The sequence below is a fragment of the Candidatus Omnitrophota bacterium genome, assembly GCA_028717245.1.
In the GTDB taxonomy this organism is placed as follows: domain Bacteria; phylum Omnitrophota; class Gorgyraeia; order Gygaellales; family Profunditerraquicolaceae; genus JAGUYA01.
In genome coordinates, this window is the sequence record JAQUOD010000008.1 from 46,687 (window position 1) to 68,834 (window position 22,148).

Annotated in this window: 25 protein-coding genes, 3 tRNA genes and 1 other RNA gene; 2 read left to right on the forward strand and 27 right to left on the reverse strand. The window is 41.4% G+C overall.

Annotated elements, in window-relative coordinates:
• Positions 1-144 precede the first annotated feature (144 nt).
• From PHV44_05790 to PHV44_05830, 9 genes are all read right to left on the reverse strand, one after another.
• The gene (locus tag PHV44_05790) at positions 145-801 is read right to left on the reverse strand and encodes a hypothetical protein (GenBank protein MDD5592785.1); all 657 of its coding nucleotides are present in this window, start codon (positions 799-801) and stop codon (positions 145-147) included.
• An 8-nt stretch (positions 802-809) separates the two neighbouring features.
• Positions 810-1,043, reverse strand: a complete 234-nt coding sequence (locus tag PHV44_05795) for a hypothetical protein (GenBank protein ID MDD5592786.1) — start codon at positions 1,041-1,043, stop codon at positions 810-812.
• A 3-nt stretch (positions 1,044-1,046) separates the two neighbouring features.
• The gene (locus PHV44_05800; GenBank protein MDD5592787.1) at positions 1,047-1,814 is read right to left on the reverse strand and encodes a TIGR04255 family protein; all 768 of its coding nucleotides are present in this window, start codon (positions 1,812-1,814) and stop codon (positions 1,047-1,049) included.
• Between the two features lie 267 nt (positions 1,815-2,081).
• Positions 2,082-2,333 (reverse strand): hypothetical protein, encoded by a 252-nt coding sequence (locus tag PHV44_05805; protein ID MDD5592788.1) that lies wholly within the window; start codon positions 2,331-2,333, stop codon positions 2,082-2,084.
• 41 nt (positions 2,334-2,374) lie between these two features.
• Positions 2,375-3,514 (reverse strand): DNA cytosine methyltransferase, encoded by a 1,140-nt coding sequence (locus PHV44_05810; GenBank protein MDD5592789.1) that lies wholly within the window; start codon positions 3,512-3,514, stop codon positions 2,375-2,377.
• The gene (locus PHV44_05815) at positions 3,481-3,894 is read right to left on the reverse strand and encodes a very short patch repair endonuclease (protein MDD5592790.1); all 414 of its coding nucleotides are present in this window, start codon (positions 3,892-3,894) and stop codon (positions 3,481-3,483) included. The genes PHV44_05810 and PHV44_05815 overlap by 34 nt, the downstream gene beginning before the upstream one ends.
• Positions 3,895-4,017: 123 nt before the next feature.
• Complete coding sequence (locus tag PHV44_05820) at positions 4,018-4,902, reverse strand: HaeIII family restriction endonuclease (GenBank protein ID MDD5592791.1); 885 nt, start codon at positions 4,900-4,902, stop codon at positions 4,018-4,020.
• 1 nt (position 4,903) lies between these two features.
• Complete coding sequence (locus tag PHV44_05825; protein ID MDD5592792.1) at positions 4,904-6,079, reverse strand: hypothetical protein; 1,176 nt, start codon at positions 6,077-6,079, stop codon at positions 4,904-4,906.
• Positions 6,080-6,162: 83 nt separating this feature from the next.
• Positions 6,163-6,369, reverse strand: a complete 207-nt coding sequence (locus PHV44_05830) for a helix-turn-helix transcriptional regulator (GenBank protein MDD5592793.1) — start codon at positions 6,367-6,369, stop codon at positions 6,163-6,165.
• Between the two features lie 927 nt (positions 6,370-7,296).
• Between PHV44_05830 and PHV44_05835 the strand changes: the two genes are divergently transcribed.
• Positions 7,297-8,745, forward strand: coding sequence for a recombinase family protein (locus PHV44_05835; GenBank protein ID MDD5592794.1), 1,449 nt, complete (start codon positions 7,297-7,299; stop codon positions 8,743-8,745).
• On the opposite strand, the gene PHV44_05840 is transcribed toward PHV44_05835, so the two are convergent.
• The 5 genes from PHV44_05840 to PHV44_05860 form a co-directional block, all read right to left on the reverse strand.
• Positions 8,734-8,812, reverse strand: a tRNA-His gene (locus PHV44_05840). The genes PHV44_05835 and PHV44_05840 overlap by 12 nt on opposite strands.
• Before the next feature lie 12 nt (positions 8,813-8,824).
• Positions 8,825-9,283 carry an HNH endonuclease gene (locus PHV44_05845; GenBank protein MDD5592795.1) on the reverse strand — a complete coding sequence of 153 codons (459 nt, stop codon included), beginning with the start codon at positions 9,281-9,283 and terminating at the stop codon, positions 8,825-8,827.
• 94 nt (positions 9,284-9,377) lie between these two features.
• Entirely contained in the window at positions 9,378-10,361 is a 984-nt protein-coding gene (locus PHV44_05850; protein MDD5592796.1) for a DUF748 domain-containing protein, read from the reverse strand.
• A gap of 22 nt (positions 10,362-10,383) precedes the next feature.
• Positions 10,384-10,460 (reverse strand) — tRNA-Arg (locus tag PHV44_05855).
• An 18-nt stretch (positions 10,461-10,478) separates the two neighbouring features.
• Positions 10,479-10,553 (reverse strand) — tRNA-Pro (locus PHV44_05860).
• A gap of 88 nt (positions 10,554-10,641) precedes the next feature.
• Between PHV44_05860 and PHV44_05865 the strand changes: the two genes are divergently transcribed.
• Positions 10,642-13,122 (forward strand): AsmA-like C-terminal region-containing protein, encoded by a 2,481-nt coding sequence (locus PHV44_05865; protein ID MDD5592797.1) that lies wholly within the window; start codon positions 10,642-10,644, stop codon positions 13,120-13,122.
• Here the strand turns inward: PHV44_05865 and rdgB are convergent.
• The 13 genes from rdgB to PHV44_05930 form a co-directional block, all read right to left on the reverse strand.
• Positions 13,106-13,723, reverse strand: coding sequence for an RdgB/HAM1 family non-canonical purine NTP pyrophosphatase (gene rdgB / locus PHV44_05870; GenBank protein ID MDD5592798.1), 618 nt, complete (start codon positions 13,721-13,723; stop codon positions 13,106-13,108). The two genes, PHV44_05865 and rdgB, sit on opposite strands and share 17 nt — an antisense overlap.
• Positions 13,724-13,802: 79 nt before the next feature.
• The gene (gene rph / locus PHV44_05875) at positions 13,803-14,516 is read right to left on the reverse strand and encodes a ribonuclease PH (protein MDD5592799.1); all 714 of its coding nucleotides are present in this window, start codon (positions 14,514-14,516) and stop codon (positions 13,803-13,805) included.
• 113 nt (positions 14,517-14,629) lie between these two features.
• Positions 14,630-15,142: a FumA C-terminus/TtdB family hydratase beta subunit gene (locus tag PHV44_05880; GenBank protein ID MDD5592800.1), complete on the reverse strand. Its 513-nt coding sequence runs from the start codon at positions 15,140-15,142 to the stop codon at positions 14,630-14,632.
• Between the two features lie 68 nt (positions 15,143-15,210).
• Entirely contained in the window at positions 15,211-16,044 is an 834-nt protein-coding gene (locus PHV44_05885) for a fumarate hydratase (GenBank protein MDD5592801.1), read from the reverse strand.
• On the reverse strand, positions 16,041-16,439 hold the full coding sequence (gene queF / locus PHV44_05890) for a preQ(1) synthase (protein MDD5592802.1): 399 nt from the start codon (positions 16,437-16,439) through the stop codon (positions 16,041-16,043). Before queF ends, PHV44_05885 begins: the two co-directional genes overlap by 4 nt.
• A 1-nt stretch (position 16,440) precedes the next feature.
• The gene (locus PHV44_05895) at positions 16,441-17,118 is read right to left on the reverse strand and encodes a 7-carboxy-7-deazaguanine synthase QueE (protein ID MDD5592803.1); all 678 of its coding nucleotides are present in this window, start codon (positions 17,116-17,118) and stop codon (positions 16,441-16,443) included.
• 2 nt (positions 17,119-17,120) lie between these two features.
• Entirely contained in the window at positions 17,121-17,795 is a 675-nt protein-coding gene (gene queC / locus PHV44_05900) for a 7-cyano-7-deazaguanine synthase QueC (protein ID MDD5592804.1), read from the reverse strand.
• A complete protein-coding gene (gene queD, locus PHV44_05905) occupies positions 17,792-18,151 on the reverse strand; it encodes a 6-carboxytetrahydropterin synthase QueD (protein ID MDD5592805.1) in 360 nt (119 codons plus the stop codon). Before queD ends, queC begins: the two co-directional genes overlap by 4 nt.
• Positions 18,144-18,941, reverse strand: a complete 798-nt coding sequence (gene murI, locus PHV44_05910) for a glutamate racemase (protein ID MDD5592806.1) — start codon at positions 18,939-18,941, stop codon at positions 18,144-18,146. Before murI ends, queD begins: the two co-directional genes overlap by 8 nt.
• Entirely contained in the window at positions 18,938-20,029 is a 1,092-nt protein-coding gene (locus tag PHV44_05915) for an N-acetylmuramoyl-L-alanine amidase (protein ID MDD5592807.1), read from the reverse strand. The genes murI and PHV44_05915 overlap by 4 nt, the downstream gene beginning before the upstream one ends.
• A gap of 5 nt (positions 20,030-20,034) precedes the next feature.
• Positions 20,035-20,448, reverse strand: a transfer-messenger RNA (tmRNA) gene (gene ssrA, locus PHV44_05920).
• An 86-nt stretch (positions 20,449-20,534) separates the two neighbouring features.
• Entirely contained in the window at positions 20,535-20,999 is a 465-nt protein-coding gene (smpB, locus tag PHV44_05925; GenBank protein ID MDD5592808.1) for an SsrA-binding protein SmpB, read from the reverse strand.
• Positions 20,996-21,952 carry an AEC family transporter gene (locus PHV44_05930; GenBank protein MDD5592809.1) on the reverse strand — a complete coding sequence of 319 codons (957 nt, stop codon included), beginning with the start codon at positions 21,950-21,952 and terminating at the stop codon, positions 20,996-20,998. The genes smpB and PHV44_05930 overlap by 4 nt, the downstream gene beginning before the upstream one ends.
• Positions 21,953-22,148 lie beyond the last annotated feature (196 nt).

A 22,148-nucleotide genomic window follows, 5' to 3' on the forward strand; every position in this document is an offset into this window, starting at 1 on the left:
AACTGGCGAAATTTTTAGAGGGAGGAAATTAGAAGCATCCCCTTTTTACTTAATTATTATACCTCTTCAAAATAAAAATCCCAAGCAGATTCTATATGCTTGAGATTATAAAAAATAGAAACGTCCCCTTTTCTTCTTAAAATTTTACTCTACCAGCAAAACTTTATCTTCGTTAGGCGTTCTCCCATAAAAATCAGCTATTTTATCGCGAAGTTCTTTTCTCGCATTCGCCGATAATTGAAGAAGTTTGATATCTGATAATGTCCCTTTATCTCCTTTTAGGGCTTCGCAGTTAACTTTAAAATTATCTCTAAAATCTATCATAAAAAACCTAGTTTTAGAATTTTCCCGTTTAGCATTAGTGATGATATATTCAGGAAAATACTCGTGTTCTTGATACACAAATAATTCTAATAGAGCATATGAAATACCTATAGCTTTCCTTTTTTCTTGTTCTTCGGGAGGTAATTTTGTCCAAATATCTGGGGCTAAACTTTGTTCCGGTTCCATCATTTTATTTATACGCATCAAGTCTTCTTTAAAATATGGGTTATCAAAAAAATCTACTCTTATAGGTTTTAAAGGCGATATCGCAATAATTCCATCATTTTTAGTTTTTTGGCTTATAGTACAACAAGGAGACAAAACTACACATAAATTAGGAAAATTTATATCAACTTTATAATTATGCTCTTCGTCCATTACCATTGGCTTCTCGATTGCGGATGCAGCTAAAATAAAACCCTTTACCACATCACCAAACCGCAATTGACTATTATCTGGAGTTTCAGCATAAAACATATTGACTACTATTCCTTATAAAACTGCTCAACATCATGATAACCTTGTTGGGCATTTTTTTGTTTGTATGACATGAAGTCTTTGTTTATTTCTACTTCAGTAATACCCACAAATTCATTCGAAGGGCTAACTTTTACAGTAATGTTAAATCTTTCGAATGGATAAACAATGGTTCTAGATTCTTGTGTTAAGTTGCTATCACCTGTTCCTGGACATGAAACATTACTTATTAAATTATCCATAGTCTACTTAGCCTCCTCTTTCTTTAAATCTTTTTTCATGTATTCAATAACTGGAGCTTTTATTGTTTTTTCGAATTCAGCAGAAATAAGCTCGTGCAATTTATCCACTACACCCAATGAGTCTTCTGGTTTGATGTTTTGTGCATAGCTATCAAAATCGAGAATATATTTATTTTGTTCGGCATTAAACGATTCAAGGTATCGGACAAAATATCCATTTCTTTTAACCAGAGTAACATAATTTGTTTCCATAGTTTCCTCAATACTAAAACGTTCAAAAGGGAATACCGTATTATACCATTCCTTAAAAGTGGCTGTTGTCCGCGCCGGAACAGGGCATTCATCAATATACCTCAAACCTATTCTTTGTATTATGGGCAATTTCACTATAGAAAAGAAATTATCTAACACGAGCTTTATGGTATCCCGAAATCGTAATGTCGCATCCTTGTTGTTGTATGTTTTATGGTAGTTGGAAGTTAAATCCAAAGAACTGGTGAGAACATTCAAAATAATCTTTTTTTCTGACTTAAACTGCCAAATTTTTTGTCCTTCTGAAGGTCCACCCGGTAACTGTTCGATTTTCCCTTCAGGTCCGATATCGGCAAAAACAATTTGTTTCCGAAACACCAATGAAGATTCCGGAAATTCATTTATGATTTTTGCCTGGAAATCTCCTATTTTATTTTCGATAGAAAATAAATTGGGAAATTTAATTTGGAAAATAACCTGCTTGACGGTAGGATTAGGAAAAACTTCATTTATCGACATAGGTATCTCCTTTTTTCCTTTGGCTATTTCGAATCTTTAGCTTTTGCCTTGACAGCTTCTCTCTTTATTTAATTAACCCTTTTCCCTGACCTCTCGCCTCCTGGGATTAAGAATCTCGCCGATACAATGACACCAATTACTAATTTCCATTCTTAATTAACTTTTTGTAATCAATAAAACCACAAATTTTATTTGATTTTTGATATTATAACACTGTATTCATCATTGTAAACTTAAAGATTGGAGGACAACGTTTCTATTTTCCTATTAAGCTTTCTTTTTCAAATTATCGGGCGCATTAACAGATGTAACATTTGTTGATTGTATAAAATATAGCGGGTTCCTTTCGTTATCATACTTATTGTCTAGTCGAAGCACTTTAGTTGCTACGAGCTTCATTTTTATAACAGTGCCGTCATCTAGTAAATACTGATTCCAATATTCATTTGTTTGATTGATATCAATTGGAGTAGCTTCTACTTCTTCCCCACCAAAATTAATTTTTACTTTGTCTGCCATATACATTCTCCCTTCTAATTTATAACTTTACCCGTTTATGATCAAAGCTTAATACTTAACTCTTTTGAAGGTCTATTATATATATAGTCATCGAAGATTATTTCTGTTCCTGTTTTATGTTTAATCTTACGAATAGGAACTCGTTCATTTTTTATTAATTTAAATTTATTTTTATGCTCCTTTAAATCAAGCATAATCTTAGCCGCAAGGATACTAGCAAATTCAACTGGAACAGCATTTCCTACCATTTTATAACCGTCCGCGATATCAGTATATTTAAAAACAAAACTGTCCGGGAAAGTTTGGATCCTCGCGCATTCTCTTACCGATAATCGCCTATATAAATGTTCTTTACCTTTTATAAACTCTCTTTTATTTTGTTCAATAAACTTCATTTTGGGCGCTTTCGGATGAATTGGAGCGTGCCTCCCTCCCGCCTGGATCGTAAATGACCGCTCATCCCAACTTCTTACCCTATTTCTAGACATATAAATCGTTGAAAAATTTCCAATCATATACTCATGATTAGGAATCTCAAGGTTATCGCCATTCGTTTTGTTATATTTTAGTGCTGGCTTGGGCTCTTTTAAATCGCCAATGGCATCGCGCAAGCTTACAAATCTTTTAGAACCTTCCGGAAATTCATAAGACATTCCCATTTTCTTGTGGTACCCAACTATAATAACTCTTTCCCTGTCTTGCGGAACATTATAATTGCCAGCATTCAGCAACTTATAAGAAACATTGTATCCAGCTGAAGAAAACTCGCTTAAAATCTTCTCAAACGCTTCCTTATGAATATTTGCTAAAATTCCAGATACATTTTCTGCTAGAAAAAATAAAGGTCGTTTGTCCTTTAAGACTCTAATATATTCAAAAAATACTTGCCCTCTATGGTCTTTTATTCCCCGGCAAGCTCCTGCTTCGCTCCATGCCTGACAAGGAGGACCGCCAATAATCCCATCGCATCCATCTGGGATTTCCTTAGATGGAATATCAACAATGCTTCTTTTGTCTAGGGGCGTATGAGGAAAATTTAAGGTCATTGTTTCCCAAATAGACTTGTCAAACTCGTTTGACCAAATAATCTCGAATCCCGCCTTTTCAAACCCCAAATCCAAACCTCCGCAACCGCTAAAGAGCGACACTATTTTAAGCTTCTCTTGATTTTTTGTATACATTTCGGTATGTCCTTTATTAGTTGTTGTTGCCAAAATCTTATAACTTGCCAGCCAGACTTTCTTAATTCCTTATTATTCTTCTTATCCCTAGCAACATTTCTTTCAATTTTCGGTATCCAATAATCCCTATTATCTTTTATTTTCTTCTTTTTTTGTTTCCACCTGTAACCATGCCAAAATTCGCCATCAACAAATATGGCTATTTTTCTATCAATAAGCGCTATATCCGGCTTACCGATTACATTAACACAGTTTTTTCTAAACTTAATCTTTTCTTTACGAAGCGCTTTTTGAAGTAGAATTTCGGGGGTAGTCTTATCGCTTCTGATTTTCCGCATTAAATCAGAACGCTCAGCAGAAACTTTAAACTTATAAACCATATTATAACTCGTAAAACCACCAAGTTCAATATTTATGCATTTCTTGCCTCCTTTATTGGGTAAACTGTTTTTCTCTTCCCAATATAATAGACGCAAGGAATGCAAGAATCTAACAACAATTTTTTATTTTTCTAATACCTGCTTTTCTAGATCGGGCAATTCTATCGCTTGAGTATCAAATTTGAGGCTTTTACCTAGCTTAGAAGCAGCTGTATGCAGCCTCATAGACAGTTTCCAGCCATTAGAAAAAGTTAGATAGATATAGCTTTTGCCTTCTAAAGCCGCCTGAACGCTTTCGGCTTTAGGCATCTTAGTAAAATCCAGAATCAATACTTTATCGACCAAGTCGATTACCTTATAGAAACCAGTTGACCCCACTAAGAAATTAAACAAATACTGAGCATGGCTTCTATCAACACATAATTTATTAATAGCCTCGGTAATGACCTTACATACAGGATAATAAAGATTATCCTTTATGTAATCGCCAGTTATAGTAACGAGATCTCTAAAGTTTCTAGCCAGTGGCATTGCAACTTTACTATCAAAAAGAAACCGATCTACAATATCATTATATGCTTTTCGAAACTCCAAGTCTTCTTTTGATTTTTTATTGTATCCACACCATATTGCTGTAGTGGGCGGACGTTGATGTTTAAGCGCCGAATGATTGTGCTTTACAGACAAATTTATTGTTTTATCACCAAAAACAATACTAATATCTGTTACGTCGCCTTTTTTCCCACTCTCGTCTGTATTTTTGTCAACAAAGATTTCTTTACAGCTTATCAAATTCAGCAACCAATTATGTATCATAACTGCGGTTTTTGAATAATTGCTTTTTAGCTCAATAGGCAGACTTTCGTACTTAGAAATATCCCTTAGTTGATCAGATTTAGCTTGTTGACTTAATACAACCTTAAACTTTGACTGCCCACTAATTAGGTAGTCAATAATCTTATATTCTAACGCTCTACCGTTCCTATCAGAAATATTTTCTAATTGCATCTTATAATTCAATCTTAATTTCTTCGCCGTTATCCCACAGATAATTAAAATGTTCGATATATTGATTAAGAATATGTCGCGGGCAATTGGGAAAGATAACAAAACAATTTACTTCCGAGAAATTGTCATTTTTTACTATCTTCCCTTTGCCCTTTCCCATCTCCATTTTCCTGAGACCAAAAGCGAACTGGGTAGAAGTATAATTGGCAGTAGAAATTAAAAGCGTATTGTCTATAATCATAAACTTATCGTGTGCCAAATTGTTATACTTCTGTCCGGCATGCATTACATACTGAAAAATCGTTTCCGCTATTGCTGCGCGCCGCTTATCAGCCAAGCTGGTGTGAGGCACCTGTTTTAGAAACCGAAATTCTATGGCAGGAGAACTGCAAAATTTTGTATAAATTGCATTAATTACTGAGCTTGCATTAGGATCAAAAGAGGAAAGGTCATGAAAATGCTGAGCACATACCCAAATCCTCGTTTTTGCTTTCTTAATAAGATTTATGATCCGTTTTAGGACATAGTGATTGCTGCCATCTTCATCATAATAATAAAATGGCGCTGTAAAAAGGCAGTTATTGAATACTTTATTTTTGTGGATTTCCCTACCAGCACACGAAAATAAGAATTCCTTTCTTGAAGTATTGAATTCTTTCAAAAAAATATTATACGGGACTGAGTATTTTTCGAGGTCTTTAAAAAAATCCCTAAAGGCGGCTTCGACTTTTGGCATACTTTCAAGTACGATCAAATTCTCGCTATGCTGCGGATCACCAAACATGAAATTGCCAGAAGATAGGATGCATTTGGTTCTATCATTTTTATAACTAGCGAGAATCGCCTTAACATGAAAACTGAAAGAAGCTCCCCCATCAGCATACAATGCCCCATACCAAGCATACAGGTGAGGGAAAATATACAAGGACATATTTCTTGTTGAACTAATTTTATTATAAATTTGCTTTGCAATATGCCGAGGGGAAACTTTTCCTCTTCGTCCATTTACGCTAACTTTCTTATTGTTATACCCAGATAAAGGAAGCGAAGTAATCTTGATCTTGCATCCTAAAGAGGCTAATTGTTCCAAAAAACTGAAATAGGCAGGGTTGTTAAATAAATATGCGGCGATATGAATTTCCTTTGCCCCCCTCAGCTCTTTAAATAAATCAGCCATAAGTTGAGGGCAACTTCCTTCTGGTAATTTCTTTCCGCTACGTAAACCGGGTGGAATTCTACAATATGCCCGAATAGACATCGTTACTTAAACAACTCCCTTATATCAACGTTTAAAGCTTTAGCAAGTTTTTCAATATTCTTTAAAGCAATATTTCTTTTACCACTTTCAACCTGCCCAATATAAGTACGGTGTAAATCAGCTATCTCGGCAAGCTTTTCTTGAGAGAGCTTTTTCTTTATGCGATATTTGCGAACTTTAGCGCCAAATTGCTCTAAAATTACAGACATGGTAACCCCTCCTTTTATTGACAATATTGTATACTTATGTTATATTTAAGTCTACAGAATCGGAGTAACATTATCATAAACAGAAACGGCTTTTCTCCCTCTAAAAATTTCGCCAGTTTTTTGAAAAGATAGCGCTAGGCGGGGCGCGGGGTGGGGGCCGCGCCCCGCCAAAGCAGTTCTTTGAAGCACCGAACGCAAGAGGCGGGGCAAAGCGCCGTCCTTGTAGTTTTTAGCGTAGCTTAAGGCGCTACGGCCGAGCCCGTTCTTTCCTAAAAAATTTTGTTTTTAAGATGTAAAGAGAGCTTCAAGCGAGGACGCACGCCGCGACCGTGTATTTTTTTATTGTTGTAGCGGCGAGCCACGCCGCACACGCATTGCATTAGCAAGAAGCGAGCGGCCCAGCGAGCGCCCAGCGACCCCGAGCCCTAAGCGAGGGGGAGCGGTGAATCGCAAGATACGGGAGCGCCCCCCAGGGCGCGGTGCATTTTAAGTTGTTTCCTTAGAGACCAGCTTTACCCCGGTATTAGAGACAAAAAACGACAAAAGGCGGGGCAGAGTGTAGCTATAGCGGGAGAGGTTGTTTCCGGAGAAAGATTTGTTTGTAAGGGCGAGGAGATAGAGCTGTTTCAGGGCTTTACCCCGGGGGAGTTTCTCAGGGAAGAGAAAGACAAAAATTTAGAGCCAACTCCCATAGGGAACCCCATTTTTCTTTCGGCCATTTTTGGGCGAAATAAACATAAGGTAACTTGTAGTCAAAACGCAACTTAGCGTCGGCGAGCCGAAAGTTCGCTTTTGCTGCGCAAAAGTTTATGCTTCGCTTAATGCCAATCTTTTCTTTATACCGCGCTATGTAATATTTAGATTTTTTGAGCTATCGAGGGCTCAAAAAATTTTAATTGGCAGTCGCCAATTTTCAAGGAGGTATTTATGAACAGATATTTCTTGTATGCCCGCAAATCCACCGATTCGGAAGACAGGCAAGTCCTCTCTATCGAAGCGCAACTTGCGGAATTAAGAGAATTCGCTAAGCGACAAAACCTGTTTATTAAGGAAGAGCTATTTGAAGCGAAGACCGCGAAGCAGCCCGGACGAGAAGTTTTTAACTTGTTGGTGAAACGCATTGAGCGAGACGAGGCAAACGGAATACTTGCCTGGCATCCTGACCGCTTAGCGAGAAACTCGATGGATGGCGGGAAGATAATTTACTTAACCGACACAGGCAAACTGGTGGATTTGCGGTTTCCTACTTACAGCTTCGAGAATACGGCACAAGGAAAGTTTATGCTCTCGATTATCTTCGGCCAGTCGAAGTATTTTGTTGATAATCTCTCTGAGAACGTCTTGCGCGGCTTCCGCCAGAAGCTAAGGCGCGGTGAATATCCGGGCTTTGCTCCTTTAGGTTATAAAAATAATATCCTTGATCACTCAATAGAAGTCGTGCCGGAAGCCGCGCATAAGATTAGAGAACTTTTCGAACTGTATGCGACTGGCCGCTACTCAATGGAAGAGTTAAGAAAATTGGCGACTGCCTCTGGCTTGGCCAGCAGAAGGAAACATGTCAGGCTGAGCCTTAGCAATATCGAGCGCATCCTCAAGAATCCTTTTTATTTCGGCGCATTCAGATTTAAAGGCGAACTCTACGAAGGCACGCATCCGCCGATTATAACTAAAGAACTTTTTAATAAAGCGCAGGTCGCGCTTAGGCTACGCAGTAAGCCGCACATTAACGCACCGCATTATCATGTCTTTCGCGGTTTTATACAATGCGCCGAGTGCGGCTGTATGATCACTTCCGAAATCCAGAAACAGAGATATATCTATTATCGTTGCACTCGTAAGCGCGGCGGATGCGGGCAACCTTTCTTGCGAGAGGATGCGCTCGTCAGTCAAATTAGCGAAGCCATCGAAAAAGTTGCGATTAGCACAGACTTAAAGAAATTTTTGTTTGATAAGATAGATAGCGAGGCTTCTGCTGGTCTACCTCCCTCTGCTTCTACCCTTGCCCTCAATAACAGGATTACAGAGATAGACCGAAAACTTAATATGCTCTTAGATAGCTACATTAGTCAGGTTATAAGCGAAGAGGAATACAAGAAAAAGAAGTCAATTTTGCTCAGTGAGAAGTTAGAATTGAAGGAAAAATTGACAAGCGATGAGGGCAAGGGTAAAGTTTGGCTCGAACTGGCTCGAACTATTGTAACTTCTGCTGGCCAAGCCAGTTACATAGCGCGGAAGGGATCGCTGGAAGAAAAACGGGAGTTTGTGAAAAAGATTGGCTCGAACTTTCGGCTCGCCGACGCTAAGTTGCGTTTTGACTACAAGTTACCTTATGTTTATTTCGCCCAAAAATGGCCGAAAGAAAAATGGGGTGGCTGACGGGGATCGAACCCGCAAAACCTCTAGAGCCACAGTCTAGCGCTCTGACCGATTGAGCTACAGCCACCAAAATTATTTGTTATGCATGCAGAATAGCGTGACAATTACAGCATATTCTTTCTAAATTATCAATTTTATTATTTCTTCTATTCCCATCCTTATGATGGACAATCAATACCCTTTTATCGGAAATCCCGCACCTTGCGCATTTATATGGAATATTATACCTGCGCATTAAATCACGGTAAACAGTTTCCCCAGAAATCCAATTTGGAGCATTAACACCATAACGGACATTCTTATTCTCCCAAGAACAATGGCAAGCTACGCCACAGAAGAATTTATTTCGTTTTGACCTTTTAAAATCTTTAGGCGTCCTCCAAATTTTTTTGCCGCAATAAGCACATTCAACCCATTTACCTTTAAACTGCGCTTTAGTGCGGCACTTTACGGAACAACATTTACCCCAACCCTTTTTCGCATGAAAAGGCTTTACATAGAATTCCTTGCCGCAAATCTTACATTTTCTATATGGCATAATGGAATTCTATCAAAAAACGGTAAAAATGTCAATATAATTAACTGAACCACAGTCATACGTTCTAACTAATTAAAATAACCACCAGATCTAATTAATAAAAACTGGGCATTTTGTTTTTCAGCGTGAAATTGAAGACCAGCTTATTCGTCTTGCTGATAGCGCTGAAAATATCCATTACCGTAGAAATAATCTTCTGGGCCTTCTCTTGCCCCTCCACGATTTCCGGTTTCTTGAATACAACGTCCTTTAGTTCCAGCCGGCACTTGGAAACAATATCGCCTGCCGTACCGGTAATATTACTGGTCACGTTCAATTTGGCCTTTTCTATGTGCGCCTTTTCTATATCCACCCATTGGGAATAATAAGGGTAAAGATAAACGGCATCAATATCATTAATCTTTAGAGTGGCCTGCATCTCTTTTTTGAATAAATTCAGCTGGCCTTCTGCTTCGATACTGCCCTCCTGCTCTCCCTGCTGCCAGGGAATCTTTCCTTCTAATTTAAAATCCGTAGCTACCGAATACGGATACAAGTAGAAATTGGTCAGGGTGAAATTTATATCTTCTACGGTAATCTTGATCCCCTCGCTGCCTACCGTATGATCGATAAAATATAACTTACCCTCTTTTATACTTAAACGTTTAAACGCCAGAGCCACAGGGCGCGGGCTTTTATCCGTAGAGGAAAGGCCCTTTGTGGTTACTGATGCGGGGATAAGAACAGCCGTATTGCCGGAATTGCTAGCCGCTACGGAGAGTTGCTTCTCATAGGTAAATTCCGGCCTTACCAGCCTGACATCATTTAAGACGATTTTTCCGCTCAATAACCCTAATACGCTCGGAGAAATAGAGGCATAATCTACTTTCGCCAGGCCTTCTATATTCAGCTTTCTGACCTCTAAATTTAAAGGCAGGGTCAAACCGATATAACCTATATTAGTTTTCTTGCCTGTTAAATTCTCAAGCTGCTTGCTGACAAGTGTTTTGCCCTGTAAAAGCAAAAATACAGAAGCAAGCGCAAAGATGAACGCGAAACAAATAACTCCGATGATTAAGATTTTTTGTAATGTTTTCATGGCTTATATGGTTTAAATTATATGGTGCGCCTGGGCCGGATCGAACGGCCAACAACCGGCTTAGAAGGCAGGTGCTCTATCCAATTGAGCTACAGGCGCATAAAACAAATTATCAAATCGGGGCGACAGGACTTGAACCTGTGACCTCAGCGTCCCAAACGCTGCGCTCTAGCCAAACTGAGCCACGCCCCGTTAATCCTAACTAATTTAATACCACTTAATTATAACACTCAAAAAAAACTTTGCAAACGCTAAATTTTAGAGTAGACTATAATCAGTTATGAAGAAAAAAATATTTATCGTTATCGCTTTGCTCCTTATCTTTTCCGTCTTCTGCGGCATAATCTACCTTAATAATGTTTTCCTGCCCACTAAAGCCAAAAAACTCCTGGCCGATACCCTAACACAATCCCTGCATTACAATGTAGAAATAGGGAAAATAAAATACAGCCTCATCAGGGGCTTTATCATCAATGACATTGTTATCTACGATAAAACCAAAGATAAAGAAAACACCCTGCTCACCGTCAAAGAAACCTCCTGCCACATCCTCTTTTTGCCTTTAATCAAAGAAAGGAAAATTATAATCCCCGTAATACATATAGACTCTCCGTATTTATACATCCGCTACCAAAAAGACAATAACTTTAATTTTTCGCGCGTATTCTCTCTTAAGGATAAACCACAGGATAAACCCGGGGTTAAACTTTCTTTCTTCATCTACAAGATAAATATCTTTAACGGAAGCGGCACCTTTCAAGACGAGCACTTCGAGCCTAAATTCACCAGAACCATCCAGGATTTCAGCATGGGCTTTAATCTTAAACCAATAGATAAAGTTGCATTTTTAACCCAGGCTAAAATCATCTCGGATAAACAGACCATCACTAAAGTATCCGGCGAGGGAGAATACGGCTTTTTCTCTAAAGAGCTTAACGCAAAAATCAGCTTAGCCAACCTTATTCTCCCCGAATTCAATCCTTATTTCAGGGGCCTGCCCTTTTCTATTGCCACAGGAGCGGTAGAAAACGGTAAATTTGAATTGAAATTTAAAGACGGCCTTGCGAACCTGAAAGGATCCCTTGCGGTAAAAGGACTGGCCTTAGGCAAAGGCAACCTGAACCTGACAGGGGATATTAATATCGTGCCGGAGTTAAGTTATGACCGTAAAAAAGACATCTTCAACTATCAGGCCAATTTACAGCTCCTGCAGGCTAATCTTACCGGGATTCAATATATAAATAAATTAAATAATATTTCCGGGGACATAGGTTTGACCAATGACCGGATCTGGACGAATAACCTAAAGTTACAAGCGCTGGATTGCGCATTCCTGCTTAATGGCGCGATAGAAAACCTTATAAACCCTTCTCTCAAAGCCAACCTTACCTGCGAACAACTCAACTTAGAAAAATTATTTTCAATCCTACCTTCTAAACCCAAGGGTTTTAATTTAAGCGGCACCTCCAAAACCCGCATAGATATAGAAGGCCCCATAAACAAACTTCCCTTGGGCATAAAAGCGAACCTGGAATTAAAAGACGCAAAAATAGAGGCTGCATTATTAAAAGATCCGCTAAAGAATATAAACGGGAAAATCGATTTAACTACCGATACCTTAAAGTGGACGGATTTATCTTTTAATTACCTGGATACCGCCTATACCTCTATAGGGAAACTGGCAAGCTTTAATGCCCCCCAGTTAAACTTTACGCTTACTTCTAAAGAACTGGATTTAGCCTCTGACATCAAGATTAAAAATGACCTGATAAAGATAAATGCCTTGACGGGTAAATACCTTGATTCTAAATTCAATATCAAAGGCAATATTGATACGCAAGATAGGGCTAACCCTATGTTAGATATGTACGCCGAAGTTAACCTTAAGCCCGAAGACGCTTTCGGATTCCTCCCCCCTGCCCTGGCGGAAAATCTGAAAAAAATAAAACCGCAGGGTATCTTGAATATCAAAGGGGCGTTAAAAGGCAAGGCGCCGGCTTATAAAGACTGGGAGGCATCCCTGACTGCTACTGCCCCTACATTTTCCGTATATGGCCTGAAACTTACGGAATTCTCTATCGAAGCCGCGCAAAAAAACGGAATATTGAAAGTCGTACCGCTTACTGCTTCTGCTTATTCGGGAGTGATAAGCCTCAATTTTATATCTGATTTAAAGCCGGCCCTTCCGGAGTACGCGTTAAAATTTGACGCCTCCAGGATTGAACTGGCCAAATTAAAGTCGGATACGGAATTTAAAAACCAGGACATAGCGGGGACATTGAGTCTTACCGCGGATTTAAAGGGCAATTTTAACGGCCCGGACAGCTTAAAAGGCCAGGGCGCGATTTCTGTCAAAAATGGGAAATTGTGGCAGCTTAACCTATTTAAGGGCTTGGGAGAATTATTTTTGCTGTCGGATTATGAAAAAATCGTGTTTAAAGAGGCCTCCGCGGATTTCGTGGTTAACGATAAAAACATCTCTACCGATAACCTCAAGTTAGCCAGCGACCAAATGAAGCTAAATTGCCAGGGTCAGCTGGGATTTGACGGGGCATTGGGCTTTACGGTCTATACCGAAGTAAACAAAGAGCTCATCCGCGACTCATCGGACATCAGAAAATTTACCGCAGCGATATTGGGAGGCTTAAGCGATGCCCTGACTATCAAGGTAAGCGGGACAATCCAGGACCCTAAATATAAAATTGTCCCCGTAGCTGCGGATTTGATAAAAAACCTTAAGGATTTTATTTTAGGCAAGTAGAAATAATCGGCTTTGTCTTACGCAGGGCGCGGAAACGATGGCTCATCTTGTGTTTTACGGCAGGCCCCAGTTGCGCGAAAGTCTTTTGATATTTAGGGATGACGAATAAAGGGTCATAGCCGAATCCGAAATGGCCCTTTCCGGTAAAACCGATAAAGCCGCTACACTTACCTTCTGTAACTCCCACTAATCCGTCTTTATCCGCCAGGGCCACAGCACAACAGTAATGCGCCTTCCTTTTTTTAACGGGTAACCCTCCTAAAAGCTTAAGTAATTTTGAATTATTCTGCCGGTCGCTCTTGCCTTTCCCGGAAAAGCGCGAAGAGTAGACGCCGGGCTTACCGCCTAAAATATCCACGCAGAGCCCTGAATCTTCTCCTAAAGTCATCTTTCGGGTAAAGCGAGCAATCCTGACTGCCTTCTTTATAGCGTTCTCGCGAAAGGTCTTGCCGTTTTCAATGATGCGGGGCGGCTTGGGATAGTCTGCCAGAGAAGATATTTTCAGCCTCAAGGGCTTTAAGATCTCTCTAATCTCCTCTAATTTCTTTTTATTTTTGGTGGCTACTACTAATTCTTTTTTTAACTTCGAACATTTAAACATTCAAACTTTCTCCCGCTCAGGCTTCTTATATGAAGGCGGGATCCCGCTGGCGTACTTAAATTACAAAGCGGGAAAACATTTAAACAACATCTTTCAAGAGATTTCTCTGGATATCAATGAGCTCTGCAATTCCCTTTTGAGCTAGCCCCAAAAGCTTATCCATCTGTTCTTTATTGAAGGTCTTGCGTTCGGCAGTGCCCTGGATTTCTATAAATTCTCCTTTGCCGGTCATTACGATATTCATATCTACTTCGGCCTTGGAATCTTCTTCATAATTTAAATCCAAAAGCGCATTGCCGCTGACCACCCCTACACTGGTAGCTGCCACAAAGTCCTTAATGGGAATCTTATTCAACTGGCCGTCTTTTTTGAGTTTATGCAGGGCATCGGCAAGGGCGATAAAGCTTCCGGTGATGGAGGCAGTGCGTGTTCCTCCGTCGCCCTGAATAACATCGCAATCCAACCAGATAGTGCGTTCGCCTATGGGTTTCATATCGATGATCGCCCTTAATGAACGGCCCACCAGCCTCTGTATTTCATAGGTGCGGCCGGAATCTTTGCCGCGGTGAATGCGCGTCTGGCAGGAACGCGGGAGCATGCCATACTCCGCGGTTACCCAGCCTGTGCCGCTGCCTTTTAAAAAAGGCGGCACCGAATCTTCGATAGAGGCGCTGCAGACAACGCGGGTATTACCCAGCTCTATTAAACATGAACCCTCTGCGTACTTAAGAAAATTACGGCTGATCTGCACCTTCCTTATTTTATCCAATCCCCTGCCATCTAAACGCACCATCATCTCCTCGCTTTCTCACTTAACATTTGAACTTTTAAACATTTTCCCGCTATGACCTCTTATATTAGGGCGGGATCCCGCTGGCATACTTAGATTACAAAGCGGGAAAACTTTTAAACTTTATAAAGACTCTTTCCTGTTGCGTCTATCCCCACAATTAACGGAAAATCTTTCACCTCTAATTTATAAATTGCCTCCGGGCCCAAATCCTTGTAAGCAACTACGGTAGATTTTTTAATATATTTTGACAAGAGCGCGCCGCATCCGGCATAAGTCAAAAAATATACTGCCCCGTATTTCTTTATGGCCTGTATTACTTCTCCGGAACGCCTGCCCTTGCCGATCATAGCCGATACGCCCTTTTTCAATAGTGCCGGCGTAAATTCATCCATTCGGCTGCTTGTCGTGGGGCCGCAGGAGCCGATAACCTTACCCTTAACAGCGGGGGTAGGACCGCAATAATAAATTACCGCATCCTTTAAACCTGGAAGCGGCCTCTTCTCTTGTATTAACCTCTTATGCGCCTGGTCCCGGGCAGTATAGATAATCCCGCTTAATAGAACTTCCTCGCCTCTTTTTAATTCTTTAATTTTTTCTCTGGTTAAGGGTGTATTTATTTTTTTCATTCTTAAAATGGGACAGGTACAATCTTAATTTCGCACCAGGTGCCCGATTGAGTTTGTACCAGGTGCGATTATATGGTTTTGGGGGCGCTGCGTAAAGCGTGACAGCTGATATTTACCGCTACAGGCAGACCGGCGATATGCGTAGGATATGTCTCGATGTTTACTCCTAAGCAGGTAGCCGCGCCGCCTAAACCCATGGGGCCGATATTCAATTTATTGATATTATTTAGTAAATCTTTTTCTAATTTGGTCGTTGGTCGTTGGTCGTTGGTCGTTGGTTTTCTTAATAACGCTTTCTTGGCTAAAAACATGGCGTAATCCGCAGTGCCGCCGATACCCACGCCTACAATGTAGGGCGGACAGGCATCCGGGCCTGCTGACTTTACTGCCTCCAGAATGAATCCCTTGATTTCATTGATGTCCACCGTAGGATTAAACATTTTTAGCTGGCTTTTATTTTCACAACCAAAACCCTTAGGCAAGACAGTTATTTTTAACCTCTTGCCCCTGACAATCTCGGTATGGATTACCACGGGAGAATATCCGGGCTTACCCCTTAAGAGCGGATTATTAATTATAGAATTTCTCAAGTACCCTTTCTTATATCCTGACTCTACGCCTCTATTTACTGCTGACTTTAAGTCTCCGGAAATTTTTACCTCCTGGCCGATTTCTAAAAAGACAACCGGTAATCCCGTATCCTGGCAGATAGCCAATCTTTTTCTCCTGGCGAGTCCAGCATTAGCCATAATCGCTCCTAATATTTTCTTGGCGCGCTTATTTGTTTCTTTCAAAGAGGCGATTTTGAGTTGCTTAAGGACATCCTTTCTTAAAACCGTATTCGCCCTGATGCATAATTCAGAAACCGCGTCCCTGATTTTATGGGCCGGGATTATTCTCATTCCTTCTTATACTCCCTGATAATGCTGGTGGTTATTCCGCCGCGGGGGTTGAATACACCCTTAATCTTTACCCAGCGCGGTTTACAGGCAGATACGAAATCATCCAGCATCCGATTAATCACATGCTCGTGGAAGATGCCGATATTACGGTAGAATATGGCGTACATCTTAAAAGACTTTAATTCTATACAGTATTTATGCGGCACGTATTCAATGCTAATATTGGCGAAATCCGGCAGGCCGGTCTTAGGACAAATGCAGGTAAATTCCGGGACCTCCAGGCAAACGGTATACAATTTGTCCGGATACTGGTTCTCCCAGACCTCTATGACAGGGGCCTTTAATCTACGGATATTTTTTTGCCGGCCTTCGTAACTGCTGGTTTTCTTAGCCATATTATTTTATCCCTATTCTCGCGTGCAGCTGCGGGATGATGCAGCTGGTAATATCATTTTCGCTGGCAATACTCTTAAAAGAATCTAATTTTGCGCGCATGCTATTTTCATCTTCATAAGTGTTTGGCTGCAAAATCAGGATGAGAAATTTATTTATCCCGCCGATTAAACTTAAGGCCCCCCTGATGTCCTCTTCTGTCGTGGAATGGCAGACTACTATTTTTAAGAACACCTCTTTTTTGGATGCCACATCCAGGAAACGGCGATGGTAATGCCAGAAATCTTTTAATCCCGTGGAACTAGGCAATTTCAAATCCATAGCTACGATATCCACATAGTCTATAACGTCTTCTAAGGCGCTGTACAATATGCCGTTAGTCTCCAAATAATTACTATAACCTTCTTTCTGAGTCAGCTTGAGCATCTCTTTCAAAAAATATTTCTGTAAAAGGGGCTCCCCGCCGGTAAAGGATATGGTGCGGTGATTATCATGATACAACTTCAGTTCTTCCAACAACTCCTGTGGTTCATATTCCGTGAAACGGTCTAACTGCGTATCGCAGAATTTGCATTTAAGGTTACAGCCGAAAAAACGCACGAAGATCTGTTCTTCGCCGAAATAAAGGCCTTCGCCCTGCACGCTGCTGAAGACTTCTGTAATTTTTCCTTTTATCCTCATCCCTATCTGGTTATTAACGGATCGTTTATCCCGGCTTCCTGAAAACCTTTATGGCGGTAATAGCAACTATCACATTTACCGCAAGGGGACTCCCCTCCCCGATAACAGGACCAGCTCAGGCCAAAAGGCACGCCGAGTTTACTGCCCAGACGGATAATCTCTGCCTTGCTTTTATGCAGTAACGGCGTAACTACTTTAATCCCTTTATGCTCAACCCCTGCCTTTGTCCCGCAGTCGATTACTCTCTGAAAAGCGCGGTAGAATGCCGGACGGCAATCCGGATACCCCGAATAATCCTCACTATGCGCACCGATGAATAATGCCTTTGCCTTTTCCGTCTCCGCAAAAGATAAAGCAAAGCTTAAAAAAATGATGTTCCTCGCCGGGACATAAGTTGTGGGTATATATTCGCTTACCCTCTCACGCTGCGGATGCAAGCGGGGAATACGCAGATGCGTATCCAGGAGCGCTGAACCCTTGCGAGGTAAACTGATATTCTCTATTATAATAGCACATCCTGCCTTATGTGCTATTGCCCTGGCGCTCTCAATTTCCCGGCGATGGCGTTGATGATAATTAAAAGTCAGACAGTGGCACTGAAACTTCTGTTTTTTAGCCAGATATAAAGTTACGGCAGAATCGAGCCCGCCGGATAATAAGACTATGGCCTTTTTCATATCTCATAATAAGAGGCGCAGCTGTTATGGCTCTCCCAGACCGTAACTAACTTAAGGCCCTTCACCTTTGATTTAAGATTTTTATAGATATATTGCGCGATATTTTCCGAGGTAGGGTTAAATTTTCGGAAATAAGCGATATGATTCAAACATTTATGGTCTAATTTTTCCAAGGCCATGTTTATGGCTAACTTTAAATCATGAAAGTCCAAAATCATGCCTGCTTTATCTAATTTCTCTGCTTCTACGCTGACTTCTACTTTCCAATTATGGCCGTGCAGCTCTTCGCATTTACCTTTGTAAGCGCGTAAGTAGTGCGCCGAGCTAAAATAGGATTCGATTTTTATACTATACACTGCTCACCTTTTTTACGTCGGATAACGGCGTGCCTAAAAACCTCCCCGCTACATCAGCGAACCACCTGGTATTATCGCTGACGTAGAATTTACGCCTGGCTCTGCGGGGGGCCATATTCAGCAGGCGGCACTCCGCGGAAAGAATCTTTTTTACTTCTATAGCTACCTGTTTAGCGGAATCAATAAGCGTAACGCCGCTGCCTAATGCCTCTTTGATTACCGGTTTAAGCAGAGGATAATGCGTACATCCTAAGATGACCGTATCCACGCGCGCATTCTTCAGGGGCTTAAGATATTTTTTAGCCACGTTTAAAACCTCACTGCCTGAAAGCCAGCCTTCTTCGGCAAAGGGCACGAATAAAGGACAAGCAACAGCCGTAACTTTTATTTTCGGGTCAAGCTGCCGGATTTCGTTTTCATAGGCGCGGCTCTCGATGGTGCCGCGCGTGCCGATAACGCCTATATGTTTATTCTGCGTGGCATAAACCGCCTCACGCACCCCTGGCGTAATCACCCCTATTATAGGCACGCGAAAATGGCTCTTGATTACCGGTAAGGCAATGCTGGATACGGTGTTACAGGCAACACAGATTAGCTTCACATCCTGTTTCAATAAAAAAAGGATATTCTCTATGGAAAATTTGATGACCGTTTCTTTGGATTTGATGCCGTAAGGCACGCGCGCGGTATCTCCGAAATAGATGATGTCTTCGTAAGGCAGCTGCCGGATTAATTCCTTAACCACAGTCAGGCCGCCCACGCCCGAGTCAAATACGCCTATTGATTTCATCGCTTGGCAACCTCCGTAAACGCAGAATTCCTGATATAATTACGTATCCCCTGCTCTATGCTTTCAGCTAACTGCTGCCGGTAATAACCATTATTAATCAGGCGCTCTTCGTTATAATTGGAAAGATAACCTACCTCAATTAAAATCGCCGGCATATGCGCGCCTTTCAAAACATAAAAGGGGCCGTTTTTTACGCCCAGGACCTTAGTGTTTAAATTTTTGTCTATGGTGCGGCAAACATAGCGGGATAACCTTAATGCATCCGCGCGGTTAGAGGTATAAATCATATCCCAGACTGTTGCTTTTAGATTTAAAGACGGGGACTGCGCAAAAGAAGACCTGTCTATATCCGGCGGCGCCCCCTGCCTTGCGCTATCTAATGCCCGTTTGGAATCATTTACTGCGGTAGTAACGCAATATACCTCAAAACCGCTCAGGCTCCTGACTCGGTTGGCATTGGCATGTATGCTGATAAAAAGGTCTGCCTTTGCATTATTAGCTATCGCCACCCGGCGCGAAAGCGGGACAAACGTGTCGCTGGAGCGCGTCATTATCACTTCCAGGCCGTCGTTTTTCAAGAGATTAGCTAATCTCTTGGCAATATCCAGATTGACATATTTTTCCTTTAAGCCCCTTTTACCGATAGTACCCGGGTCATTTCCGCCATGCCCGGCATCGATAACGACCTTCCTTATCCTGGTTAAAGGCACGCTCTGCTTGGCATAAGTTTTCCCAAATAAAGAGTCCAAAACCTGTTCTTTGAATTTATAGGGCACGACTACTGCGCCTTGATACAAATCAACGGGGTGTTTAAGATATTGTCCCACGCCATCTACCAGAATGAGCCTCTCTCCTACCATCAAATCTATATTATGCGCCCCCTTCGACAGGTTGACTACCCGGGTAAACGTATCATATTCCCAGGTTATATCTTCGGATTCACACAGATTCAGCAACGAGACATAGGCTGTGCCGCCGATATTATAGGTAGAGAACACCTGGCCTCTGGGGACTGTGGCGCAGCCGGATAAACCAATAACCAATAACCAATAACCAATAACCAGAATGGATAATTTTTTAATTTTCATAATTTAAGTGGAGGTGCCCGGAATCGAACCGGGGTCCTTAAATAATCAGATAAAAGTCGCTACATGTTTAGCCCCGCATTTTAAACTTGGCTTTGCAACTCCTACAGGGCAGGATTTGCAAAACGCAGCCTTTTATGCTCTCGCCTTAGGCCCCAAAGGCTAACTTACCCAGGCCAGCCTGCTTAGCCGCTCTATTTCATCCCACAGGCAGGACGAATAGAGGCTTCAACCTTAATTAGGGCTGAAGGCTGGAATAAACGGCATCCGAGCCGCCATTACTGGTGACTCAAACATCGTTCCTAAACGTGACACTTGCGTGTTTGCGTTTATATTGTGCAAGGATTGTTAACGCGGCTAACCTCGCCTCCGCGACATGCTACTTTTACCCGACTTACCTAAGTCGAGACCTGTTCACCCCCGTTTGTTAGTTCATTGAGTTCATAGAGTTAATTGAGTTTGTAGAGTTTAACTCAAAGAACTCAAAGAACTCAACTAACTCAATAAACTATAATTTGCTTTTTCTTCCGCTTTTCAAGACCCGGCGCATCTCCATTTCCGTTTCCCTGCGTTTCATATCTTCGCGCCGATCGTAAAGTTTTTTGCCTCTGCAAACGGCCAGTTCAATTTTAGCAAAACCCCCTTCGTTAAAATATGCCTTTAAAGGGACTAAAGTAAAACCTTTCTGGGTAACCTGGCCGGTTAATTTCCGAATCTGATTTCTATGCAGGAGCAGCTTCCTGGGCCGAGTGGGTTCAACATTCAGATAACTCGCCTGCTCATAGGGGCTGATATGGGTATTATATAATATAACTTCATTACGCTCGACGCGGGCAAAACTATCGTCTAAACTCATCTTGCCCAGCCTTAAAGACTTAACCTCACTCCCCTTTAATTCTATGCCGCATTCTGTGGTCTCTAAGATACTATAATCTCTGTGCGCCTTTTTATTACTGGCAATGGGCTTACTCATTTTAACATGACCAGCGTAAAATACAAACTCAAAAATAGCGGTATGGTCAAAACGCTGATAATATGGCTGACAAATATGCCCTGGCTGATCAGCAGGTCTTCCTTTTTATAGTGGCCGGTAATCAGGGACAATGATGTAGCCGAAGGCATGGCTAACTGCATAAGGATTAGTAAGCCCGGCAATCCCGTAAACCTGAATTTTACCATTATCCACAAGCCTAAAGCAGGCAGGATAATCAGCTTTGCTAATACCAGTAAAAACATCGCCTTCTTATCAATGTGGCCCAAATGAATACAGGCCAGATTTCCTCCCACCACAAGCATTGCTAGAGGAAGGGTGCAATCGCCGACTGTACGCATGGGCTTTAAAACCGCCTGCGGCAGGAATTTATCTAACCCCAGGTATATAAACAAAAGACCTGACAGAGCGGCAATTACCGGCGGGCTGAAGAAGCTGCCCAGTTCAAATTTTTTGGCGTGCGTAAAAGTCAATATATATACGCCTATTGACCACATCACCAGGTTGAATCCTAAGAGGAATAAAAACAGATAAATAAACATGTCAGAAGCTTTATCGGCGCTCAGCAATGCCGCTATCAGCGCAAGCGGTAAATAACCGGAATTCTGAAAAGCGGTTAAACTCAAAAACTGCAGTTTATGCTGGCGGCCTTTCACAAGGCCTATGAATAAAAATCCGACAATCAACCCTGCTATGGTAACGGCGATACTCGCCAGGGGTATCAGCCACCAGCGGGGATAGAGATTAAAGGTAAAATCCGCCAGTAACTGGCAGAAGATTAAAATCGGCAGCGTAATATCGATAGCCAGGCGGCTGAGCGCGTTCATGCCTTCCGGGCCGAGGATGTTTTTCTTGATTAAAAAATAGCCCAACGCTGCCAGCAGGAAAATCTGCGTTACCGCAGAACCCGTAATCTTAAAGTATTCTAAAAGCATAGCTATTCCCCCCCCTAAAGTATTATATTATAACAACAAAAAAAACGAGCCGCAATCTTTTATATTTGACAGTAATGCAAGGATTATTTCGCACTTTCGTATTGAAGCATCCTCTTAGGTTGTTGAATCGGCCTTAGGTTTATGTGTTTAATAAGGCCAAATATCCAAAGGTTAAGGCTGCGTTCGTTCTTAAAGT